This window comes from Maribacter vaceletii, assembly GCF_003634105.1.
GTDB classification, from domain to species: Bacteria; Bacteroidota; Bacteroidia; order Flavobacteriales; family Flavobacteriaceae; genus Maribacter_B; species Maribacter_B vaceletii.
Genome location: NZ_RBIQ01000007.1, coordinates 1 through 21,401 on the forward strand (window position 1 = coordinate 1; position 21,401 = coordinate 21,401).

Genomic DNA, 21,401 nt, shown 5'->3' on the forward strand with positions numbered 1-21,401 from the left:
CCGTGTATAGTAACCTTAATTCTCTCTTTTGTTCTTTCTAGTTATATCAACAATTTAATGAGAATCAAACTTAAGACGTGTATAATTCATTGCTAATTATAGCCTACTTACGAAAGTCCTATCGGATTTTCTATTCGGTTTGTATTTGCTAAATTAGTTGCCGAAACACGCAACGAAATCATACACAAACACGTTGGCAACAAGCTTGACCCGTCCTGAAATAGGTTGACTAAAAATTAACTCCTTAATTATAGTCACTTATGAAACAACAAAAATTACCTTGCCCAAAAAAATCCTATCAAAAAGTAGGTTTTGAGCTCAAACTTTTAATCATTGACCAAATTCATATATGAATACGCGTTAAAAAAACTATTAAAAAAACCAAACTTGCACAAAAAATAGCAAAAAAAGCTATCTTTATTTACAACAATTTTAGAACGCATTGGAGCCTCAATTTAAGTACACCTAACAACGTTCACTTAAATCAAAATATAGAATACAAATCGTATCGTAAAAACAATAAAAATCCGGAATTATTAACCTTTTAAATATTCAAAAAAGGACACCCTATTTCAGGACAAGACAAACTTTAAAAAGTGTATACTATGTCCCTTTACAAACAAGAAAAAAAGTTAATAATCCAAAGAAATTGAGAAGAGCTTATGTCAACTTATGATAATAACAAATCCAGATTCTTTCAAGGAATGGTTGACATTGGTGCTAAAAACAACTCTTCCATCACTGAAATCAGATATTTGCGCGTAACGAATATTGCATCAGTTTTAGGAGTAATTTATAATGCTATTTGGATGCTAGTTGCATTTTTTCTCACAGACGCACTAGTCATTTACGTTAGCAATGCTTTGTTGGGATTGATATTTCTAATGGCGTTAATATTCAACAAGAAAGGGTGGCGAGTCTTGGCTTCCATATGGCTTATTTTGGCATCTTATATGTCGCTTTTCTTGTTTCTTTATTTGTTGGGATATTCCTCAGGCGTTGAAGTTGTTTGTTTCCTAATTATTATCCTACCATACATGACTTTCCCCCGAAAGGCAAGGAATATAGCCCATGCTTTTAGTATTCTAGCTTGCCTGACATTGATTGTTACAGTAATATTTCAATCGAATATAACAGCTCATTTTGGCGGTTTAGATCCTTACATATCACAAATAGTCAATATCAGCATTACTGGATTCATTTGCCTCATACTCATATCGAGTATGTCTATATTAATTGATAAATCAGAGGAATCTTTAATGGCTGAACAGAAAAAATCAGAAGATCTTCTTCATAATATTCTACCGGCAAATATAATTAGGGACTTAAAAGAAAGTGGTAAGACAATTCCTAAAAGACATAAGAATATCACGATCCTATTTACTGACTTTGAAGGCTTTACTGAGACTGTAGCATCCATATCGGCAATCACTTTGGTAAATGAACTCAATGACATTTTTGGTCGATTCGATGAAATAATGGAAGAAACGGAAGTTGAAAAGATTGAAACAATTGGTGATGCATATATGGCAGCCTGTGGCCTTGAGAAAGAAATGACAAATCATGCTGCTAACTGTATTAGAGCAGCGCAAATGATGCTATCATACCTTGAGGACAGAAATAAAAGCCATGAGATAAAATGGAGAATGAGGATTGGGATACATTCAGGAACTGTAGTAGCAGGTGTTGTAGGTAAAAAGAAGTTTGCATACGACCTTTTTGGAGACACGATAAATACAGCCAGCAGAATAGAATCTGCTGGTGAGGTAGGTAAAATAAATACATCTTCTTCTACCTATGAACTGATTAAAAACGACTTTACATGTCTTTCTCGTGGAAAGATCTTTACAAAGGGAAAAGGAGAATTGGAAATGTATTTTGTAAAATAAACTGTAGCTTACAAAGTATATAATGCATACTCTACGGGATACGCACCATACACAAAACGTTAAACGAAACCAGATAATTACAAATTAATCATTAAATCATTTAAAAAAACACTGTAATTATTCAACTCAAAAGGAACATCTCCATTTTTTTCCATATCGTGAAAATGATGTGTTGCTAATAATTCCATTCCTGTAAAAGCATTCATTCTGTGAAACCCAAACATAGCACCTTCATCTACGCTTTTCTGATTAAAAAATTCATTTTCTAAAGTAAATGCTGTTTTGGGTGCATTCCAACTTGTAGTAAGTATATATTTTTTCCCGTGCATTAATCCACCTGTCCCGTAATTGATGTTTGGATTTTTTCTACTTCTTCCATCACTTGCATAAATTCCATTTTGATGACCTTCCGTAAAAACTTCATCTATATATTTTTTGAATCCAAACGGTATTTGAAACCACCAAATTGGAGTATGATAAATCACTAAATTAGCCCACTTAAATTTTTCAACTTCTTCTTTAACATTATAATTTTCACCTACTTGAGTAAATTTCACTTCAAATTCCTCACGCGCATCAAAATATGAAATAGTTTTATTGAAAAGTGTTTCGTTAAATCTTCCACCAGAATGTGCAAATGGATGACTTCCATTAATTATAAATATGTTTTTCATTTGTCTCTTATTTTATATAAGGCAAAACTAAAGCAACATTTATTATTGTAAAAATAATACAAATCATACCTTTGTATCAATATATTTATAGATATGGTAAATTTAGAATGGTACAGAACATTTAAAGAAATATATGAAAACGGAACTTTGACCAAAGCTTCTATTGCTTTATATGCTTCTCAACCAGGTGTTAGTGTACACTTAAATGCTTTAGAAGCTTATGTTGGCAAAAAACTATTTGAACGTACTTCGAGAAAAATGATTCCAACAGAAGATGGGAAATTTTTATATGAATATATTATTGAATCTTTAAAAAAACTTGAGATTGCAGAACAGCATTTTAAAAAAACAACGCAAGAAAAAAATCCATCTTTAAATATAGGAATGTGCTCTGAAATGTTTCAACTTATTATTGAACCCGAAATTCCCAAACTAGACTTTGACCTAGTAGCTAGATTTGGAGCTCATACAGATTTAATCAAAGACCTAAACAATGGAATTTTAGATTTAGTAATAACACCTAAAAAACAGAATGAAAAAAAATCATTGGTTGAATATGTTCCGTTTTCAAAAGAAAGAATCGTTTTAATTGCAGGAAATAAAACGAATACAAGCGAAATAAAAAAACACATTAAATCTAAAAATACGAATAAATTAGAAGCGAAATTACTCCAAAATATTTGGTATAGTTCATCAAACGAAATGGAACATTTTAGACGTTTTTGGTTTGAGAACTTTAATAAAAAACCTGCTTTTAAACCAAATTACATTTTACCAAATATTACTTCTATTATAAGATGCTTAAACAATGGAAACGGATTTGCATTAGTTCCAGATTTTTTATGTCGAGAACAAATTTTAAGAAACGAAATAAATTTAGTCTGGGAGGGTAAAGTAAAAACGGAAAACACCTTATATTTTGCATCAAGAACAGATTTAAAATACAAAAAAAAATTAGATACAATTAAAAATATATTTACATCAAAAATGAAATAAACGCAGTACCTCAACTTGTATAATTCATTGCTAGATATAGCTTACTTACTAATCCCAAAACGTAGGGCCTTGCGAACTTTCTATCTGTGATTTATTTGTTAAATTTAATACTTAAAACACCTAACTTATCTTATACCAAAACACCGTTATAATTACTGAAAATGAATTTTATAAATTTAAGGTCCATAATAAACCAAAAAGTTAGTCAATAAAAATTCATTTTTTTACATAAACTGTTACTCACAATAGATAAAATTGATTGAAAATTTTAAAAATATTGAATATTTGAAATTCGGAAACGAAAGACAAAAAAATGCTTTTTCTGAAATTAAAAAATATAAAATTTTAGATAAACTTAAAAAATATAATCCAATTTTGGTTGGAACTATTCCAATCGGAATTGATTTACCAGAAAGTGATTTAGATATTATTTGTGAATGTCAAAATCACTCTGAATTTAGTGCATATTTATCAGAAAATTTTTCTGATAAAATGGAATTCAAGCTTTATTCAATAAAACAAAATGGAATTAAATCAACAATTGCGGAATTTAAAACTGATAATTTTTTGTTTGATATTTTTGGTCAAAACATTCCAACTCAAAAGCAAAATGCTTATCGACATATGATTATTGAGAATAGAATTTTAAACGAAAAAGGTTCTAAATTTAAACAGAGAGTAAAAGAACTAAAATCAAAAGGAATAAAAACGGAACCTGCTTTTGCCAAATTATTAGGATTGGAAGGAGATCCATTTGCTGAATTATTAAAGTTGGAAAATAAATACTATAGGAAACACCGTGAATAATTATGAACACTGAGAAACTTTCAGATATCTATCTATTTGAAAAACACCAAAAGAGTGTGATTAAAAGATGGAGTAAAAGTCTAAAATACGGATATTTTAAAAGAGCTTGGGGTGGACACGCAAATGATGGAGATGAATTTGGAATTTGGTTGAAGTACTATAATAGGGCGGAATTATTTGAAATTTTAAATGCATTCGGAATTGAATTGAAAAGAATGCCTAAAAATTATTCCAAATCTATTTCAAGTAAACTATATAGCTCCGCTAAATCTAAGAAACTTAAAAGTGAAATAAAAGACTACCCTGAATATGAACAACCTTTGCATATAAAAGTAAACTCTGTTCCTTGTTTTATGTGGATTGAAAACGAAATAATTTCTATAACTTTTAGTGGAGCCAAAGACGGAAATAGATATGAAGCTGGAGAAAATGACTTTGGAAACTGTCTGAAAATTGAACAAATAATAACGGATAAAAAATTGAGCAAATACGTGAATACAGACTATGAAAAATGGGTTACACATATTTCAAAAAAGAATTATCCAGAACTATTTGAATAAAAAACAACTATGCGTTACAATTATTATATATAACTGTATTTTCTTAAACTTTTTTAGGCTAAAAATTAGTATCCTTAAAAAAAGAGACCTATTTACTTTCTTAAGCGTGAATGAAATCTGTACGGCTTAATCTGTACGTAAAACCAATCTTTGACTAAATTTAATTTCCATGACTGAATTTATTTACTAAATTGTATAAAAAATTACAAAACCTATGTTTGTGCAAAATAGATGGAGTTCCTACTAGAATAAATACCTAAAAGGATAACAATAACTATACTTAAAACTAGGAAAATTGCTCTCTCAATAATTTCTGTAATTTTTTAATCTAAAGTAAGGCAGAATATTTAACGATTATTTAATCCAGTCTTATATCATAGCCCAAACCATTGACAATAATTAAATTCGATTTAGATAATTCATAAGAATGAATCGTGAAATAATAGATATAAGTGATTACACAATCTTGTTGGAAGAGGCTTCTACCGAAAATAATTTAATAGATTCATGTTTTTTTGACGAGCCTGTAATAGCTATCGCCTTTTATGGTGCTGGGGATGTTGGCCTTACCGTAAAATTTGATGGAAAAACCAAAGAGTTCCATCACACCAAAGGTATGGTACTATCATTTTATGCGGATAATATGGTAGAGTTTGAACATCATGTTTCCAAACTAAAATCGCTGCAATGTTTAGTAATCGCTACAACAATAAGAAACATAGACAAATTGCCTAATGGTGAAGGTCAATTCTTGGAACAATATTTATATCAATTAATTCACCCAAAAGACCATTATGTTGAAGGTCCAGTATTTAATATGAGTCCAGAAATGTTTCAATTAGTGGAACAGTTCTTTAGCAATACGTACGAGGGTAAGATTAAAATGATGTTTTATAAAAGCCATATCACAGCTTTACTTTCTCATTATTTTGGGCAATTGGCAAAACAACAAAACACAAAACTTAATACTTCGCAAATAGAAAAAATCAATCTAGCTCAAGAAATTTTATTATCTGATTTAGAAAACCCACCTTCCTTAACAGAATTGGCAAACAGAATTGGGACCAACATTAATAAGCTTAAAATAGAATTTAAAGCACAGTTTGGCGTTCCTGTTTTTAAATACTTACAAAACGAACGTTTAAAAAAGGCATACAGTTTAATTAAAAACGAACAAAAAACAATTCAAGAAGCCGCATGGGCTGTAGGCTATGATAGTTTAGGTTCTTTCTCTAATGCTTTTGAAAAAAAGTTTGGCTACAGACCTAGCCAAGTGTAAAATTCTTTTCGAATAAATCATAATTCTTTCTAAATAAGTCACTGGTAGACAGCTACTATAAATTTGTATCATAATTCAAAAACTAAAGATTATGATTAATAAAAATTTATTTAGCATTGTATGTGGTATACTCGTTTGGATTTTAGGCGTTAGCTTTTACCTCTTATCATTTTATGTTCCCATTTTAGAAAATCCGGAACTACAATCTAATGTTGTATTGGTTTTAGGCATTGTTCCTAGTGCATGTATAGGAACCTATTTGTTCTATACAAAAAGCTATATAAAACCACATACATTGGGTCTTACATTTGTTATTGTAGCTACGCTTCTAGATATAATAATCACAGTTCCAGTATTCATAATTCCAAATGGTGGAAGCTATTTTGAATTTTTCGGAGATCCAATGTTTTACACCATTGTTGTTGAGTTTTACTTCATTGTTTTCTATTTCGGAACTCATTTAACCAATAAAAAAAATAAAGCATGAAAGCTATTGTTGTTTTTATAACGGTTTTATTGAATGCACTTTCTGTAGGTTTTTTCTTCGCTTGGTCAGTTTCAGTAATACTGGGAACAAAAAAAGTAGGTCATTTAACTTATTTGGAAACAATGCAAAGCATTAATAGAGAAATCTTGAATCCGTTGTTCTTCATTGTGTTCTTTGGAAGCTTAATTGCATTGGGAATAACTACATATTTACAATTAAACAATAAAACTGTGTTTGTGTTAGTATTAGCATCAACAATCATATATCTAATTGGCACTTTTGGTGTTACAGCCTTTGGAAATGTACCCTTAAATAATGAACTAGAAGCATTAAACATTACCAATCTTAACGCTATAGAACTAAAGAATTTTAGATTCTATTATGAAAGTGCTTGGAATCATTTCCATGGTATTAGAACTATTTCAAGCATGGTTTCATTCATACTATTACTTATATCAATATTTATTCAAAAAACATTTTAAAACAATTTATTATGAAAACAAACATTTTAGTAATCGGAGGAACAGGAAAAACTGGTCGGCGAGTAGTAACACAATTACAAAACAAAGGGATTGAGCCAAGAATTGGTTCAAGAAATTCATCACCAAGCTTTGATTGGAATAATAAAGATACTTGGGTAAATGCCTTAAACGGTATTGAAAAAATGTATGTTACTTATTATCCTGATCTAGCAGTTCCTGGAGCTAAAGAAGCCATAGCGAGTTTAACTCATTTAGCTATAGAATTAGGAGTAAAAAAAATGGTTTTACTTTCAGGAAAAGGTGAAACTGAAGCAGAAGCTTGTGAAAAAATTATAATGGATTCTGGCATAAATTATACAATCGTTCGTGCCTCATGGTTCAACCAAAATTGGAGCGAAAGCTTCTTTTTAGACCCTATTCTTTCAGGAGAAGTGGCGTTACCAATGTCTGATGTTTTAATTCCATTTGTAGACGCTAATGATATTGCAGAAGTAGCCGCAACCGTATTACTAGATAATACTTATAATGGTGAAATTATTGAGGTAACTGGTCCAGAATTAATCACATTTAAAGATATTGTGAATATCATTTCTAGGACTAGCAATAGAAATTTAAACTTTTATGACATCACATTAGAACAATATATTGATGGTATGAAGCAAATGCAAATACCTAATGATGTTATTTGGTTAATTGAGTATTTATTTAGTCATGTTTTAACTAATCCAAAGAATCAACTGGTAGTTAATGATATTGAACGAGTTCTAGGGAGAAAAGCAAAAACATTTCTAGAATATGCACAAGAAACTGCTAAAACAGGGATTTGGAGTCAAGTTGAAGTGTAATAACTATTGCCAACCACGTGTATAAGTAATAGCAATTTGAATCTTAATTCAAGTCGCTATTCTTTTTTTATTTTTCCAATTTACTTTCCAAAAAGTATAGCATATAAACTCACTACTATTCATAAACAATTACTGTAGTTGCAATTTGAAAAATCGTATCGAAAAAATAAACGAAAAATGGAAATTCTAACCTTTTAATAATGCAAAAAAAAGAGAAATACAATTAGATGTTTATACAAAAAATAACAGCACTATTAAAGTGTATAAAAAATTAAAACCCAATTTATTAAAAATGAGATTCAATTACGAGAAAGAAAATTAAGTTTATAAATTCTACGGAACAAAAGTAATTGTTGAAATTTTATCTGTAATTGTAACTTCTGCAATTCTCCCCATAAGTAAAGCTCTATTATCAGGGTCATGACCTGCAGGAAAATTAAATAGTATAGGTATATTATTAGGCACAACATCAGAAATTAGTTGTTCTATTGAGGTTCCCCAAGGAGTAGTATTTTTTCTAATTTTAGTCATACCCCCTACAACCACAGCTTTTATATTTTTAAAATAACCTGCACGTTTAAGACTTTGTAGCATTCTATCTATACTATACTTATATTCCCCTACTTCTTCAATAAAAAGTATTTTTCCATTGGTAGAAATTTGACTTTGAGATCCTAACATAGAAGATAAAATTGCAATATTACCACCAACTAAACTTCCAGTAACTTTTCCATTTCTATTATATTTAGAAGAAGGTATTTTATATTGTAAAACCTCTCCAAATAATGCCTTTCTAAAGGTCTCTATAGTATGTGGTATATCCTCGGCCTTATCTTGCATGCTGCTCCCTAACATTGCATGTAATGTTTCTACCCCCAAAGTATGCAAGTGACTATGAAAAGCTGTAATATCAGAATAACCAATAACCCATTTAGGGTGTTTTAAAAATTTAGTAAAATCTAACTTATCTAAAATTCTAACAGAACCATATCCACCCCTTCCACACCAAATAGCTTTTATATTAGGGTTATCTAGTGCATCTTGAAAATCTTGACAACGTTGCTCATCTGTACCCGCAAAATGATTATTCTGGTTATATAAATTTGCCCCAAAAACTACTTTTAAACCCCAACTTTCTGCTAATTTTTTTGCACTTTCCATGGCCGGTTTTTTATATGCTTTTATAATTCCCGCAGGTGCTATAATTGCAATAGTGTCTCCTTTTTTTAAATAAGGCGGAGTAACTAAAGTTGATTTAGTTTGTGCGTTTACAGGCATAACAATAAATAAAAAAAAGAGAAAAAAATACTTCATAAAAAATATACAATAAAAACTTAGAATATTATCTTTAATACCCTTATTAAAAAAAACACTATGGACTTAGATAAAAATAAACAAAATGCAATTAACTTTTACAAAACAGCATATGAAGGTAATCCTAAAAAAGCAATTACACAGTATGTAGGTTCTAAATATATACAACACAATCCTGATGTTGCTGACGGCACGCAAGGTTTTATAGATTATTTTGAAAGAATGCATAAAGAATATCCTGACAAAAGTATACAATTTGTACGCTCTGTAGCAGAAGGAAACATGGTGGCTCTACACACCCACCAAACATGGCCAGACAATGACCAATACATAACAATGGACTTTTTTAGGTTTGATGCTCAAGGCAAAATATGTGAACATTGGGATGCTATTCAACAAATCCCTAAACAATCTGCCAATCCAAATACAATGTATTAAAGTAATATTACATTTTTCTAATCTATAAGTAATTGATTACCTTTAAGGAAACTACATTATTTTATAATAACAATTACCTGTAAACAAACTTTGGTGGTATATATAATAAAAATTTACTGCTAATACTTTTAATGAAAATACTACCTAATAATCTTTTTACAACCTTCCCAAAACGACCAGTTTTAAGTATTGCAATTTGTGTTTTAGCAATTTTATGTTTATTTGCTTTTTTTGCAACAACAGCCACCTATGAAATTATTGAAAATTTATCTATATGGGTAAGAAATTATTTTGGCTATTTTTATTTATATCTAGGGCTAGGCTGCGTCTTATTTCTATTAGCCATTGCATTATCTCCTTTAGGAAATATAAAGTTAGGGAAACCTAATAGTAAACCAGAGCATTCTACCTGGAGTTGGGTTGCTATGCTTTATAGTGCAGGAATGGGCGCTGGAATTTTATTACGTGCGGTACAAGAACCCGTTTATATGCAACAAAATCCTCCCTTTAAAAGTAATTTGCATTCTAATATCTTAGCTTTAGAATTTACTTTTTATCAATGGGGGTTTACAGCCTGGGCTTTTTACGGGTTATTTGCAATGGTTATAGGTTATGCCTTATTTGTAGACCATAAAAAAGTGCAAATAAGTACTACAACAGAAGAATCTATAAAAAATCCAATTGCAAAAGGATGCATAGACATACTTACTATTATTACAACAGTTTTTGGCCTTATTGCAGCTATTGGCCTTGGTACTACACAAATTACTGGCGGGTTAACCCACTTAACCCAACAAAAATTTGGTTTTAAAACTACTCTTATATTAACACTAATTATTTGTACACTCGCTTTTTTATCTGCCTGGAAAGGTTTAAATAAAGGAATTAAATTCCTCTCTAAAGGAAACATTTTAATAACCTTACTTTTACTTTTATTTGTCTTTTTTACAAGTGACATACTTGGCATATTAAATTCCTTTGCACATGCAACTATAGCATACATAATAGATTTTATCCCTATGAGTTTAGCTATAGGGAAATTTAATCCAGGCATAGATTTCTTAACGGATTGGACATTCTATTACTGGGCTTTTTGGATTGCCTGGGCTCCTTTTACTGGAATATTTATAGCACGCATTTCTAAAGGAAGAACCTTAAGACAATTACTATTAGGACTATTAATAATTCCATCTTTGGGCACTTTTTTTTGGTTTGCTGTATTTGGCCAATCTGCATTTAATTTAATCCAAGATTGGGGAAGCTATACTGGAGAGTTTACTAATGTTTTTACCTCTATATTTAGATTTTTAGAAAATTACCCAGTGCCTAGTCTACTAAATACTACTTCTATAATTTTATTAATTGGTTTTTTAGTTACTTCGGTAGATTCTGCCGTTTTTGTTTTGAGTATGTTTACAGATAACGGTAAACAAAACCCAAGTAAAAAACATAGGTTACTCTGGTCTATCTTTATTTTTTTAGCCACTCTTGCCTTATTAGTTTTAGCAAATGTAAAACCAGATATAGATATTCTTAATACTGTTCAAAAACTACTAATTATTACCTCTTTACCATTTTCTTTTTTTATGATAGTTATGGCTAGCCTATTTTTAAGAAAAATGATTACTAAGAAATAAGTATCTAAAATTTAACTAGGTGTATACCCCTGTTTATAATCCTAAAAATAGCATTACTTTAGTAAAATAAACTAATTAATTTTAAAATGTATACGAATAAACTTTACCATTTATTTTCTTTACTTGTTATATGTTCTCTATTTTCTTGTCAAGAAAAAAAAGAAAATGTTTCTGATCAAAGACCAAATATAGTTTTAATAATAGCGGATGATGTAAATTGGGATGATATTGGTCCCTATGGTAATAAAAACATTAGAACCCCAAACTTAGATCAACTTGCTAAAGATGGCATGTTATTTAATCAAGCTTTTTTAACCACAAGCTCCTGTAGTCCCAGCAGAACAAGTATTATTTCGGGTTTATATCCTCATAATACTGATGCAGAACAATTAGCATGGCCTTTACCAGAAGGGAAAAGAACATTTGTTCAAGAATTAAAAAATGCTGGTTATTGGACAGGCTTAGCAGGAAAATATCATTTAGGAGAAGCTGTAATCGATGATTTTGATGCATTACATGAAATGCAATGGAATGATAATATTGGACTAAAAGGAATAGATAGAAAATTAGTGGGTGATGGTAGTGGTTGCGATGATTGGATTAAACTATTAAATGAAAGGCCAAAAGACCAACCTTTCTTTACATGGCTTGCTGCGTATGATGCACATAGACCTTTTTATGAAGGCATTAGTGACAACCCTCATAGTCCGGAAGATGTAAACTTACCCCCTTATGTTCCCAATACAGATGGTGTTAAAAAAGACTTTGCCCTTTATTATGATGAAATTTCTAGAATGGATAGCTACATAGGAAAAGTAGTATCTGAATTAGAAAAACAAAATGTAACAAAAAATACAATCATACTTTTTATATCAGATAATGGGAGAGCTTTCCCTAGAGATAAAACCACATTATATGAAGGCGGCATAAAAACGCCTTGGATTATAAAATGGCCTGCAAAAATTAAAGGAGGACAAACAAATAATGAGCTAGTAAGTTCTGTAGATATTGCCCCAACCTTTATGCAAGTAGCAGGCTTACAACCATTAAAAGAATTTAATGGCACTAGTATTTTACCCTCTATAGAAAATACAAGTATTTCTATACACGAAGAAATTTATGCAGAAGATCATTTTCATGATTTTGAAGATTATACCAGAGCTGTTCGTACAAAACAATTTAAGTATATAAAAAATTATTATTCAGATTTACCTAATACTCCTTCTGCAGATATAATTAGAGGTCTTGGTTGGCAAAGTATGTTAGAAGAAAAAGAAAAGGGAACATTAAACACAGCACAACTAAAATGTTTTGTAACCCCTAGAGATATTGATGAACTTTTTGATATTACTAAAGATCCATACGAGTTAAATAATCTAGCAAACAACCCAGAATATAGTAACGTTTTAGAGGATATGAAATCTAGGTTAGAAAAAATAAGAAATGTAACTAATGATGTACTTCCTACGGTAAGAACACCGGATGATTTCTTTAGAGAAACAGGATTACCAACTAAGTACCGTATACGACCAAGACCTTCTAAGGCCGTTTATATGAAAGCTCGTGCAGAAGGGAAAGTTTTAACTAATCCAGATATGGAATAAGCTAAAAATAGTATATTTAAGAATGATAACTAAATCTCATATTTTAATTAATGGTCATAAACATGTAGCTTACCAAAGTAATGTTTTACCAAAAGAAGAACTTCTCAAACAAAGTAAAGAATTCTTTTCTCTTTTAGACAAAAGAAGATCGGTTAGAGAATATTCTGATTCTCCAGTTCCTAAAGAAGTAATTGAGACTTTAATTAAAACAGCTTCTACTGCACCTTCTGGAGCACATAAACAACCATGGACTTTTTGTGCTGTAGCAAACTCAAATTTAAAAACTAAGATTAGAAAAGCTGCAGAAATAGAAGAAAAAGAAAGTTACGAAAGTAGAATGAGTGACCGTTGGAAAAAAGATTTAAAACCTCTCGGGACCAATATGCACAAGCCCTTTTTAGAAAAAGCACCTTGGCTAATTATAGTATTTAAAAAAGTACATGATATTAGTGAGAATGGAGAAAAAGAAAATAATTATTATGTAAATGAATCTGTTGGTATTGCATGTGGTATGTTAATTACCGCCATCCATAATGCCGGTTTGGTTACATTAACACATACTCCTAGCCCTATGAATTTTTTAGCCAAACTTTTAAACCGACCAAGTAATGAAAGAGCTTTTTTATTATTACCAGTAGGATATCCAAAAGAACCAACTTACGTTCCAGATATTGAAAGAAAAACATTAAACAAAATAGCAGAGTTTTACGAATAAAAAGAGGCCTCTAATAGAGACCTCTTTTTATATTTATAAATAACTTATTTTAATCTAACTCTTGTGGTAAAAACACTTCAGCCATCATACATCTAGCACTACCTCCCCCACATGTTTCTATAGTTTCTAAAGAACTATGAAGAATTTCGCAATACTTCTCTATACTTTTTATTTGTGAACTATTTAAAGAGTTATAAGCAGCAGAACTCATAACTAAATATCTTTTATCATCTGCTCCTAAAACTTGAAGCATATTACCAGCAAAGTGATGTATTTGCTCCTCTGTAATAGCTATTACTTCTTTACCATTTTCTTTTAAATGTTTAACAACATTTTTACGCTCTTTTTTATCATCAATAGAATCTAAACAAATAACAGAAAAGTGCTCTGCTAAACACATCATTACATTAGTATGGTATATAAGCATACGTTTATCTCCCACAGATTGATAGGCACTAAAAATAACTGGCAAATAGTCAAAATCTTCACAAAACTCAATAATAAGTTCTTCGTTTGCTCTATCAGACAAAGCACAATATGCTTTTTTATTTACACGATCTAAAAGCAAACTACCTGTTCCTTCTAAAAAAAGATTATCTTCTTCTGCAGAAGTATAATCCATTACATTTTCTATAATAAACCCTTTTTCCTCTAAAGTATTTAAAATATCTTCTCTTCTTTCATTACGTCTATTTTCTGCAAACATAGGGTATAAGCCTACCGTACCATTAGAGTGAAAAGAAATCCAATTGTTAGGAAAAATAGAATCCGGAGTATCTGGAGTTTTTGTATCCTCTATAACTACAACATTTACCCCTTTAGCTGTTAAAGTATCCACAAAGGCATCAAACTCCTTTTGAGCATTTTTAATAACAGTTATGTCATCAAGATTTATATCTTCTTGAAAGTAATTATTTACCGCTGTCTGTTCGTTCTTACGAAAGTTAACTGGGCGAATCATTAAAATTGTGTTTGATATTTGCATCATTTATTCTCGTATTAGTGGTAATGTACTACAACGTAACAATCCTTCTTGTTTAGAAATTTCGGAATATGCTATTTCTTCTACTATAAAACCTTGTTCTTTTAACCAAATATTTAATCTTACAAAACTTTTTTCTGAAACTATAACTTCTGGTGATATAGAAAAAACATTACTAAACATTTGATACATTTCATCTGCAGTAATTTCAAAAATATTTTCTTCACCAAAAAAATCTACCAACCATTGGTACTCCTCTTCTACTAAAAAGCCATTTTTATGCAAGATTGCTTTTCCTTTACCAATTGGTTGAAAACAACAATCCAAATGTAATGCATTTTCTTTCGCATTTTTAGATTTCCGTAACTCAAAAGATTTTATAGTTTTCTCTGGAAATTGTTTCGAAATATAATCAACAGCAGCTTTGTTAGTTCTAGCTGTAATATGCTCTGAATAATCTTTTGCAGTGTAGGTTCCAATAAAAATATAATCTTTCCAAGGCATAACATCACCACCCTCTACATGTACCTCTTCTGGAGGTCTTATAATACTCTCTTCTGGTATTTTATCTAATACATGAAGTATTGCATCAATTTCTTTTTCTCTATCTGGTAAAATATTTGCTAAAATTAATTTGCTTCCTATTACAAAAGCTATATCTCTAGAAAATATTTGATTACAATCTTTAAGAACTTCTGGTCTATATACTGTAACATTATGTTTTTTAAAAACTGCTGCAAAACCCTCCATTTCTAGAACCATATCTTTCTCTAAAGGATAAGTTCCTGCTAAAATATGCTCTAATGATTTAGGATCATAAGCCTCTTCAGGTTTTGGTGTTGGGCCACAACTTTCTGCAGTACCAAGTACTACTGCCTTTAAAACAGATGTTTCATCTGTAACATTTAAATGTAACATATAAAAAATTTGAAACAAATATAGAATTACTTTTTTACTAAAAAAAAGCCCTTTTTTAAAAAAGGGCTTTAAAATATTAAAAAGATAGTAATCTTATTTTCTGTCGTCAAGTTTCTTAAATGGTCTATGATTTTCTCCAGTATAAACTTGTCTTGGTCTACCAATTGGTTCTCCATTTAAACGCATTTCTCTCCACTGAGCAATCCATCCTGGTAATCTACCTAAAGCAAACATTACTGTAAACATTTCTGTAGGAATTCCTAATGCTCTATATATAATACCAGAATAAAAATCGACATTAGGATACAATTTTCTATCTACAAAATAAGGATCTTCTAGTGCTTCTTTTTCTAATCCTTTGGCTATTTCTAAAATTGGGTCATCTATACCTAAATCTGCAAGAACTTCATCTGCAGCAACTTTAATAATCTTAGCTCTTGGATCAAAGTTTTTATATACTCTATGCCCAAAGCCCATTAATCTAAATGGATCACTTTTATCTTTGGCTTTAGCCATGTACTTTTTAGTATCGCCCCCATCTGCTTCTATAGCCTCTAACATTTCTAAAACTGCCTGGTTAGCACCACCATGTAATGGGCCCCATAATGCAGAAATTCCTGCAGATAAAGATGCAAACAATCCTGCATGTGATGAACCTACAATACGCACAGTAGATGTTGAACAATTTTGCTCATGATCTGCATGTAATATTAATAATTTATCTAAGGCGTCAATTATTATTGGATTCTTAAGGTATTCTTGGGTTGGTTTCTTGAACATCATTTTATGTATATTCTCAACATAACCTAATGTATCATCTCCGTAATCAAGAGGTAATCCCTTTTTCTTACGCATTGTCCAAGCAACTAAAACTGGAAATTTTGCTAATATTCTAACAATAGCATGATACATTTCCTTTTCCGAAGTAACATTTACAGAGCTAGGGTTAAAAGCAATTAATGCACTTGTTAAAGAAGATAATACTCCCATTGGGTGAGCAGACTTTGGAAAACCATGAAGAATTTTTTTCATTTCTTCATCTATATGAGATTCTTCCTTTATATCTTCATGAAAATTCTTTAACTGCTCTGCATTTGGTAACTCACCAAAAATTAATAAATAAGCAACTTCTAAAAAATCAGCTTTTTCAGCTAGCTCTTCTATAGAATATCCTCTGTATCTTAAAATTCCTTTTTCACCATCTAAAAATGTAATAGCGCTTTCACAAGAACCAGTATTTTTATACCCTGGATCAATAGTTATTAATCCTTTAGATACTGAACGCAAAGATTTTATATCTATAGCTAATTCTTCTTCTGTTCCTTTTATTACAGGAAACTCATATTTTTCTCCGTTGTACTCTAAAAATGCTTTATCCGACATGAATTTTTTACTTAATTTTTGTGCTTCGTAAATTTACGAAAAAACCTTTAATTTTAACAATATAAAACATGTCAAAACTAACTACTATAACGTTATAGCTACTAAGCTGGTTAAAAGAAATTTAAAAAAAAAGGAGGTTTATTATTGATTTATAGAATAGAGTAATTTATAATATTCATCTACCGATTTTTCCCATGTAAAACGCATCTTTTTTGCATTATTCTGAATTTTTATCCATTTTTCATTTTCCTTTGAATAAATTTTCAATGCAAGATCAAAAACCTCTAGCATATTTTTTACTTTTTCTTCATAAGTTGCTCCATTAAAACTAAAACCGGTTTTTAAATGAGATACTGTATCTTTTAAACCTCCTGTATGATGAACTAAACATGGGTTTCCATTTCTCATTGCCAACATTTGGCTAATACCACAAGGCTCAAATAAACTAGGCATAAAATATAAATTAGATTCTAAATAAATAGCATCTATAACATCTTCAGATTGACCATTTATAAAAATAAAATTTTCATGCTCATAGCTTATTTTTCTAAAAAGTTCTTCATAATCTGGAGCACCAGTACCCAACAGAATAAAAGATCCATTTACTTTCTTTAATTTTTTTAAAATTTCAACAAATGCATCAGGCGACCGTTTAAAAAAATAAAATTTTTGCTCTGTTAAGCGAGCTACACTGGAACAAATAAACTCTGGAGGCTCTACCAAATATTTAGCAATTTTTTCTCCGGTATGCGCCAAAAAATCTGCTTTATATTTTTTAGACTCCTCTTGTAGCCATTTAAATATAGCATTAATAGTAATTAAATATATTTTCCCCTTTTCTGCTGTTCTAATATTTTTGTAATTAGAGCCATTAAGAATTCCTATTAATCTACCTTCATTATCTGCTTTTTGTAAATCTTCTTCCAAACCTTCCCCACCAATAAACTCTGGAGGATTACTTGCGTTTAAAATATCTTCTTTATAAGAAGGAGATACCGTATGCACAGCATCGGCATAACGAATACCTACTGCCATTAAGTTTATACAATCTGAATAACGATAATCTTTTAAACTTTCCGTATCATAAGGAATATCTGGAAACCAATTTTTTACGGAAGAATAATTATCTTCAAAAGGTCTTATTCCTTGTATAGCAAGATTATGAATACTATAAACAAACCGAGCTTTTTCTAAAACCCTATAGCCTACATGAAATTTCTTTAAAAACAATAGAAGACTTGTATGCCAATCATGCATATGAACTATATCTATTTTCCCAAATGCTTCATTTTTTATTGCTTCTGCAACTGCCGTACAAAATATAAAATATTTAATAGCATCTGTATAAAAAGGCTCTGTGGGATCATTATGATAAATATGGGCTATATCTCCTGCTTCAATTTCTGGATGGTGGATAACATAATAATGAATATTATCAAAATTTTTCTTAGGATTTACTTCATACAATTCTGCTATGTATGTTGTACTTCTTAAGTTAAAAGTAAGTGTTGTTTTTAGAGTACCTTGCTGATGTAACCTACCATAAGAAGGAACAACAACATGGGCTTTATCTCCTCGGGATGCAATTTGACGCGGTACATCTCTGACCACATCTCCCATACCACCAGCTTTACAATTATATAATGCATCATTTTCTGCAGCAACAAAAAGAAAATTATTCATATTTTAAAAAAAGGGAGTTAAATTAATGATTTTAATAAAAGATATACATTCTTATTAAAGATTCAAAAAAAAAGCCTTTCTAAAATTTTAGAAAGGCTTTTTTTTTAACATATAACACAATTAATTTATTTTAAATGCTTTTTCTTGCGGATAATATGCCATATTTCCTAATTCTTCTTCTATTCTAAGAAGCTGGTTGTATTTAGCCATCCTGTCTGAACGAGAAGCTGATCCTGTTTTAATTTGTCCAGTATTTAATGCAACAGCCAAATCTGCAATTGTATTATCTTCAGTTTCTCCAGAACGGTGAGACATTACAGATGTATACCCAGCATTTTTAGCCATATTTACAGCAGATATAGTTTCTGTTAAAGTTCCTATTTGGTTTACTTTAATTAAAATAGAATTTGCAATTCCATTTTTGATTCCTTTAGATAAACGCTCTACATTAGTTACAAATAAATCATCCCCTACTAATTGTACTTTATCACCAATCTTTTCTGTTAAAGACTTCCATCCGTCCCAGTCATTCTCATCCATACCATCTTCTATAGATATTATAGGGTATTTTGCAGATAAATCTGCTAAATATTGTGCTTGTTCTTCTGATGTACGTACAACACCTTTATCCCCTTCGAACTTAGTGTAATCATATTTACCATCTACATAGAATTCTGCTGCCGCACAATCTAAAGCTATCATAACATCATCACCTAATTTATAGCCTGCTTTTTCTACAGCTTTTGCAATAGTATCTAATGCATCCTCTGTACCACCTGCAAGGTTTGGTGCAAAACCACCTTCATCACCAACTGCTGTACTTAAACCTCTATCGTGTAATACTTTTTTAAGGTTATGAAAAATTTCTGTTCCCATTTGCATGGAATGCGAAAAAGATTTTGCTTTTACTGGCATTACCATGAATTCTTGAAAAGCAATAGGAGCGTCTGAGTGCGAACCTCCATTAATAATATTCATCATTGGTACAGGTAATGTATTTGCACTTACCCCTCCAATATATCTATACAAAGAAAGCCCTAATTCATTTGCTGCAGCTTTTGCAACTGCTAAAGAAACTCCCAATATAGCATTTGCCCCTAATTTAGATTTGTTTGGTGTTCCATCTAAATCTATCATTGTTTGGTCTATAAGATTCTGTTCAAAAACAGACATTCCTAAAACCTCTTCTGCTATAGCTCCATTTACATTACTAACAGCTTTTAAAACTGCTTTACCCATAAAAGTATCACCACCATCACGTAGTTCTACAGCTTCATGTTCTCCTGTAGATGCTCCAGAAGGAACTGCTGCTCTTCCCATTATACCGTTTTCTGTTATTACATCCACTTCTACAGTTGGGTTACCTCTAGAATCTAAAATTTGTCTTGCGTGTACACTTAGGATAATACTCATGTGTTTTTTTATTATTTATGGTTATTTTGCTTTTATCTTTTTAAAATACAAAGATACAAAACCCTATTTTTTTTGGTTTATTTTAATGCTGATATTAGTCAAAAAATAACGATTATTTAAACTATATATCTTTTATTTGTTATTTCTTAATCATTTCAAAGAAATCATCAAAAAGGTAGTCAGAATCATGAGGTCCGGGACTAGCTTCTGGATGGTATTGCACAGAAAAAACTTGCTTGTTTTTTATTCTAATTCCTGCAACTGTTTTGTCATTTAAATGTTCATGTGTAATTTCTAAATTACTATTTGCCTCAGTCTCTTCTCTATTAATAGCAAAACCATGATTTTGAGAAGTTATTTCTCCTTTACCAGTAACAAGATTTAAAACAGGATGGTTTATACCTCTATGACCATTATGCATTTTATAAGTAGAAACTCCATTTGCAAGTGCAATAACTTGGTGGCCTAAACAGATACCAAATAAAGGTTTCCCACTATCAATTAAACCCTTTGCAGTTTCAATAGCTTCTACTAAAGGCTCTGGATCGCCAGGTCCATTAGAAATAAAATAACCATCTGCATCCCATGCAGCCATATCAGAAAAACTAGCATTGTATGGGAATACTTTTATATAAGCATCTCTTTTAGCTAAATTTCTAAGTATATTTTTTTTAATTCCAATATCTAATGCCGATATTTTATACTTAGCATTCTCGTTCCCATAAAAGTAAGGTTCTTTGGTAGACACTTTAGAAGAAAGTTCTAGGCCTTTCATACTAGGCTGTTTCGCCAATTGTTCTTTTATAGACTCTAAATTAGTAACATCTGTAGTAATTACAGCATTCATAGCACCATTATCTCTAATATAACTTACCAATGCTCTGGTATCTACATCGGAAATTGCAAAAAGATTACTATTCCCTAAAAAATCTTCTAAACTTTTGTCAGCAAGGTCTCTAGAATATTCATAACTAAAATTTTTACATATTAGTCCAGATATTTTAACAGAATCAGATTCTATCTCATCTATGTTTGTACCATAATTACCAATATGGGCATTAGTAGTTACCATTAACTGACCAAAATAAGATGGATCTGTAAATATTTCTTGATAACCAGTCATCCCAGTATTAAAACAAACTTCTCCAAAAGAAGTTCCTTCTAAATTTCCTACAGATTTCCCATGAAAGATGGTACCATCTGCTAATAATACTATTGCTTTTTTCTTTGTTTGATATTTCATAAACTTAAATATGAATTTTAATATAATATAAAAACATAAAAAAAAGGATAAG

20 protein-coding genes are annotated in these 21,401 nt (G+C 30.5%); 12 read left to right on the plus strand and 8 right to left on the minus strand.

Annotation, left to right across the window (positions count from 1 at the left end):
• Window positions 1-662: 662 nt before the first annotated feature.
• Window positions 663-1,889 (plus strand): adenylate/guanylate cyclase domain-containing protein, encoded by a 1,227-nt coding sequence (locus CLV91_RS00110; protein WP_245987107.1) that lies wholly within the window; start codon window positions 663-665, stop codon window positions 1,887-1,889.
• 77 nt (window positions 1,890-1,966) lie between these two features.
• Here the strand turns inward: CLV91_RS00110 and CLV91_RS00115 are convergent, their stop codons facing one another.
• A complete protein-coding gene (locus CLV91_RS00115) occupies window positions 1,967-2,563 on the minus strand; it encodes an NAD(P)H-dependent oxidoreductase (protein ID WP_121062771.1) in 597 nt (198 codons plus the stop codon).
• Window positions 2,564-2,656: 93 nt separating this feature from the next.
• On the opposite strand from CLV91_RS00115, the gene CLV91_RS00120 reads away from it, so the two are divergent.
• The 7 genes from CLV91_RS00120 to CLV91_RS00150 all read left to right on the plus strand — a co-directional run bounded on the left by CLV91_RS00120 (window position 2,657) and on the right by CLV91_RS00150 (window position 8,019).
• Complete coding sequence (locus CLV91_RS00120) at window positions 2,657-3,559, plus strand: LysR family transcriptional regulator (RefSeq protein WP_121062773.1); 903 nt, start codon at window positions 2,657-2,659, stop codon at window positions 3,557-3,559.
• Window positions 3,560-3,844: 285 nt separating this feature from the next.
• On the plus strand, window positions 3,845-4,366 hold the full coding sequence (locus tag CLV91_RS00125; protein WP_245987108.1) for a DUF4269 domain-containing protein: 522 nt from the start codon (window positions 3,845-3,847) through the stop codon (window positions 4,364-4,366).
• Between the two features lie 2 nt (window positions 4,367-4,368).
• The gene (locus CLV91_RS00130; protein WP_121062777.1) at window positions 4,369-4,926 is read left to right on the plus strand and encodes a hypothetical protein; all 558 of its coding nucleotides are present in this window, start codon (window positions 4,369-4,371) and stop codon (window positions 4,924-4,926) included.
• 427 nt (window positions 4,927-5,353) lie between these two features.
• A complete protein-coding gene (locus tag CLV91_RS00135) occupies window positions 5,354-6,205 on the plus strand; it encodes a helix-turn-helix domain-containing protein (RefSeq protein ID WP_121062779.1) in 852 nt (283 codons plus the stop codon).
• Window positions 6,206-6,296: 91 nt separating this feature from the next.
• Entirely contained in the window at window positions 6,297-6,692 is a 396-nt protein-coding gene (locus CLV91_RS00140) for a DUF5367 family protein (RefSeq protein ID WP_121062781.1), read from the plus strand.
• The gene (locus tag CLV91_RS00145; protein ID WP_121062783.1) at window positions 6,689-7,174 is read left to right on the plus strand and encodes an anthrone oxygenase family protein; all 486 of its coding nucleotides are present in this window, start codon (window positions 6,689-6,691) and stop codon (window positions 7,172-7,174) included. Before CLV91_RS00140 ends, CLV91_RS00145 begins: the two co-directional genes overlap by 4 nt.
• Window positions 7,175-7,185: 11 nt before the next feature.
• Complete coding sequence (locus CLV91_RS00150; RefSeq protein WP_121062785.1) at window positions 7,186-8,019, plus strand: NmrA family NAD(P)-binding protein; 834 nt, start codon at window positions 7,186-7,188, stop codon at window positions 8,017-8,019.
• A gap of 333 nt (window positions 8,020-8,352) precedes the next feature.
• Here CLV91_RS00150 and CLV91_RS00155 read toward each other — a convergent pair whose 3' ends face one another.
• Window positions 8,353-9,297 carry a S66 peptidase family protein gene (locus CLV91_RS00155; protein WP_245987109.1) on the minus strand — a complete coding sequence of 315 codons (945 nt, stop codon included), beginning with the start codon at window positions 9,295-9,297 and terminating at the stop codon, window positions 8,353-8,355.
• A 96-nt stretch (window positions 9,298-9,393) separates the two neighbouring features.
• Here CLV91_RS00155 and CLV91_RS00160 point away from each other — a divergent pair, with 96 nt between their 5' ends.
• The 4 genes from CLV91_RS00160 to CLV91_RS00175 all read left to right on the plus strand — a co-directional run bounded on the left by CLV91_RS00160 (window position 9,394) and on the right by CLV91_RS00175 (window position 13,727).
• Window positions 9,394-9,771: a nuclear transport factor 2 family protein gene (locus CLV91_RS00160; protein ID WP_121062789.1), complete on the plus strand. Its 378-nt coding sequence runs from the start codon at window positions 9,394-9,396 to the stop codon at window positions 9,769-9,771.
• Between the two features lie 131 nt (window positions 9,772-9,902).
• Window positions 9,903-11,408, plus strand: a complete 1,506-nt coding sequence (locus CLV91_RS00165; RefSeq protein WP_121062791.1) for a BCCT family transporter — start codon at window positions 9,903-9,905, stop codon at window positions 11,406-11,408.
• A gap of 86 nt (window positions 11,409-11,494) precedes the next feature.
• The gene (locus CLV91_RS00170) at window positions 11,495-13,012 is read left to right on the plus strand and encodes a sulfatase family protein (RefSeq protein WP_121062793.1); all 1,518 of its coding nucleotides are present in this window, start codon (window positions 11,495-11,497) and stop codon (window positions 13,010-13,012) included.
• 22 nt (window positions 13,013-13,034) lie between these two features.
• On the plus strand, window positions 13,035-13,727 hold the full coding sequence (locus tag CLV91_RS00175) for a nitroreductase family protein (RefSeq protein WP_121062794.1): 693 nt from the start codon (window positions 13,035-13,037) through the stop codon (window positions 13,725-13,727).
• A 49-nt stretch (window positions 13,728-13,776) separates the two neighbouring features.
• On the opposite strand, the gene ctlX is transcribed toward CLV91_RS00175, so the two are convergent.
• From ctlX to carA, 6 genes are all read right to left on the minus strand, one after another.
• Window positions 13,777-14,715, minus strand: a complete 939-nt coding sequence (ctlX, locus tag CLV91_RS00180) for a citrulline utilization hydrolase CtlX (RefSeq protein WP_170146678.1) — start codon at window positions 14,713-14,715, stop codon at window positions 13,777-13,779.
• Window positions 14,716-15,627, minus strand: a complete 912-nt coding sequence (locus CLV91_RS00185) for a dimethylarginine dimethylaminohydrolase family protein (RefSeq protein WP_121062795.1) — start codon at window positions 15,625-15,627, stop codon at window positions 14,716-14,718. It abuts the gene before it with no gap.
• A 93-nt stretch (window positions 15,628-15,720) separates the two neighbouring features.
• Window positions 15,721-17,010 carry a citrate synthase gene (locus tag CLV91_RS00190; protein WP_121062796.1) on the minus strand — a complete coding sequence of 430 codons (1,290 nt, stop codon included), beginning with the start codon at window positions 17,008-17,010 and terminating at the stop codon, window positions 15,721-15,723.
• 141 nt (window positions 17,011-17,151) lie between these two features.
• Window positions 17,152-18,693: a glycogen synthase gene (locus tag CLV91_RS00195; protein ID WP_121062797.1), complete on the minus strand. Its 1,542-nt coding sequence runs from the start codon at window positions 18,691-18,693 to the stop codon at window positions 17,152-17,154.
• 120 nt (window positions 18,694-18,813) lie between these two features.
• The gene (gene eno, locus CLV91_RS00200; protein ID WP_121062798.1) at window positions 18,814-20,106 is read right to left on the minus strand and encodes a phosphopyruvate hydratase; all 1,293 of its coding nucleotides are present in this window, start codon (window positions 20,104-20,106) and stop codon (window positions 18,814-18,816) included.
• Between the two features lie 139 nt (window positions 20,107-20,245).
• Window positions 20,246-21,349 (minus strand): glutamine-hydrolyzing carbamoyl-phosphate synthase small subunit, encoded by a 1,104-nt coding sequence (carA, locus tag CLV91_RS00205; protein WP_121062800.1) that lies wholly within the window; start codon window positions 21,347-21,349, stop codon window positions 20,246-20,248.
• Window positions 21,350-21,401: the final 52 nt, after the last annotated feature.

Coding starts and splice junctions, on each gene's coding strand:
- CLV91_RS00120 (WP_121062773.1), top strand. CDS start 2,657: ATGGTAAATTTAGAATGGTACAGAACATTTAAAGAAATATATGAAAAC.
- CLV91_RS00135 (WP_121062779.1), top strand. CDS start 5,354: ATGAATCGTGAAATAATAGATATAAGTGATTACACAATCTTGTTGGAA.
- CLV91_RS00165 (WP_121062791.1), top strand. CDS start 9,903: ATGAAAATACTACCTAATAATCTTTTTACAACCTTCCCAAAACGACCA.
- CLV91_RS00195 (WP_121062797.1), bottom strand. CDS start 18,693: ATGAATAATTTTCTTTTTGTTGCTGCAGAAAATGATGCATTATATAAT.
- CLV91_RS00190 (WP_121062796.1), bottom strand. CDS start 17,010: ATGTCGGATAAAGCATTTTTAGAGTACAACGGAGAAAAATATGAGTTT.
- CLV91_RS00185 (WP_121062795.1), bottom strand. CDS start 15,627: ATGTTACATTTAAATGTTACAGATGAAACATCTGTTTTAAAGGCAGTA.
- CLV91_RS00140 (WP_121062781.1), top strand. CDS start 6,297: ATGATTAATAAAAATTTATTTAGCATTGTATGTGGTATACTCGTTTGG.
- ctlX (WP_170146678.1), bottom strand. CDS start 14,715: ATGATGCAAATATCAAACACAATTTTAATGATTCGCCCAGTTAACTTT.
- CLV91_RS00175 (WP_121062794.1), top strand. CDS start 13,035: ATGATAACTAAATCTCATATTTTAATTAATGGTCATAAACATGTAGCT.
- CLV91_RS00115 (WP_121062771.1), bottom strand. CDS start 2,563: ATGAAAAACATATTTATAATTAATGGAAGTCATCCATTTGCACATTCT.
- CLV91_RS00150 (WP_121062785.1), top strand. CDS start 7,186: ATGAAAACAAACATTTTAGTAATCGGAGGAACAGGAAAAACTGGTCGG.
- CLV91_RS00155 (WP_245987109.1), bottom strand. CDS start 9,297: ATGCCTGTAAACGCACAAACTAAATCAACTTTAGTTACTCCGCCTTAT.
- eno (WP_121062798.1), bottom strand. CDS start 20,106: ATGAGTATTATCCTAAGTGTACACGCAAGACAAATTTTAGATTCTAGA.
- CLV91_RS00170 (WP_121062793.1), top strand. CDS start 11,495: ATGTATACGAATAAACTTTACCATTTATTTTCTTTACTTGTTATATGT.
- CLV91_RS00145 (WP_121062783.1), top strand. CDS start 6,689: ATGAAAGCTATTGTTGTTTTTATAACGGTTTTATTGAATGCACTTTCT.
- CLV91_RS00130 (WP_121062777.1), top strand. CDS start 4,369: ATGAACACTGAGAAACTTTCAGATATCTATCTATTTGAAAAACACCAA.
- CLV91_RS00110 (WP_245987107.1), top strand. CDS start 663: ATGTCAACTTATGATAATAACAAATCCAGATTCTTTCAAGGAATGGTT.
- CLV91_RS00160 (WP_121062789.1), top strand. CDS start 9,394: ATGGACTTAGATAAAAATAAACAAAATGCAATTAACTTTTACAAAACA.
- carA (WP_121062800.1), bottom strand. CDS start 21,349: ATGAAATATCAAACAAAGAAAAAAGCAATAGTATTATTAGCAGATGGT.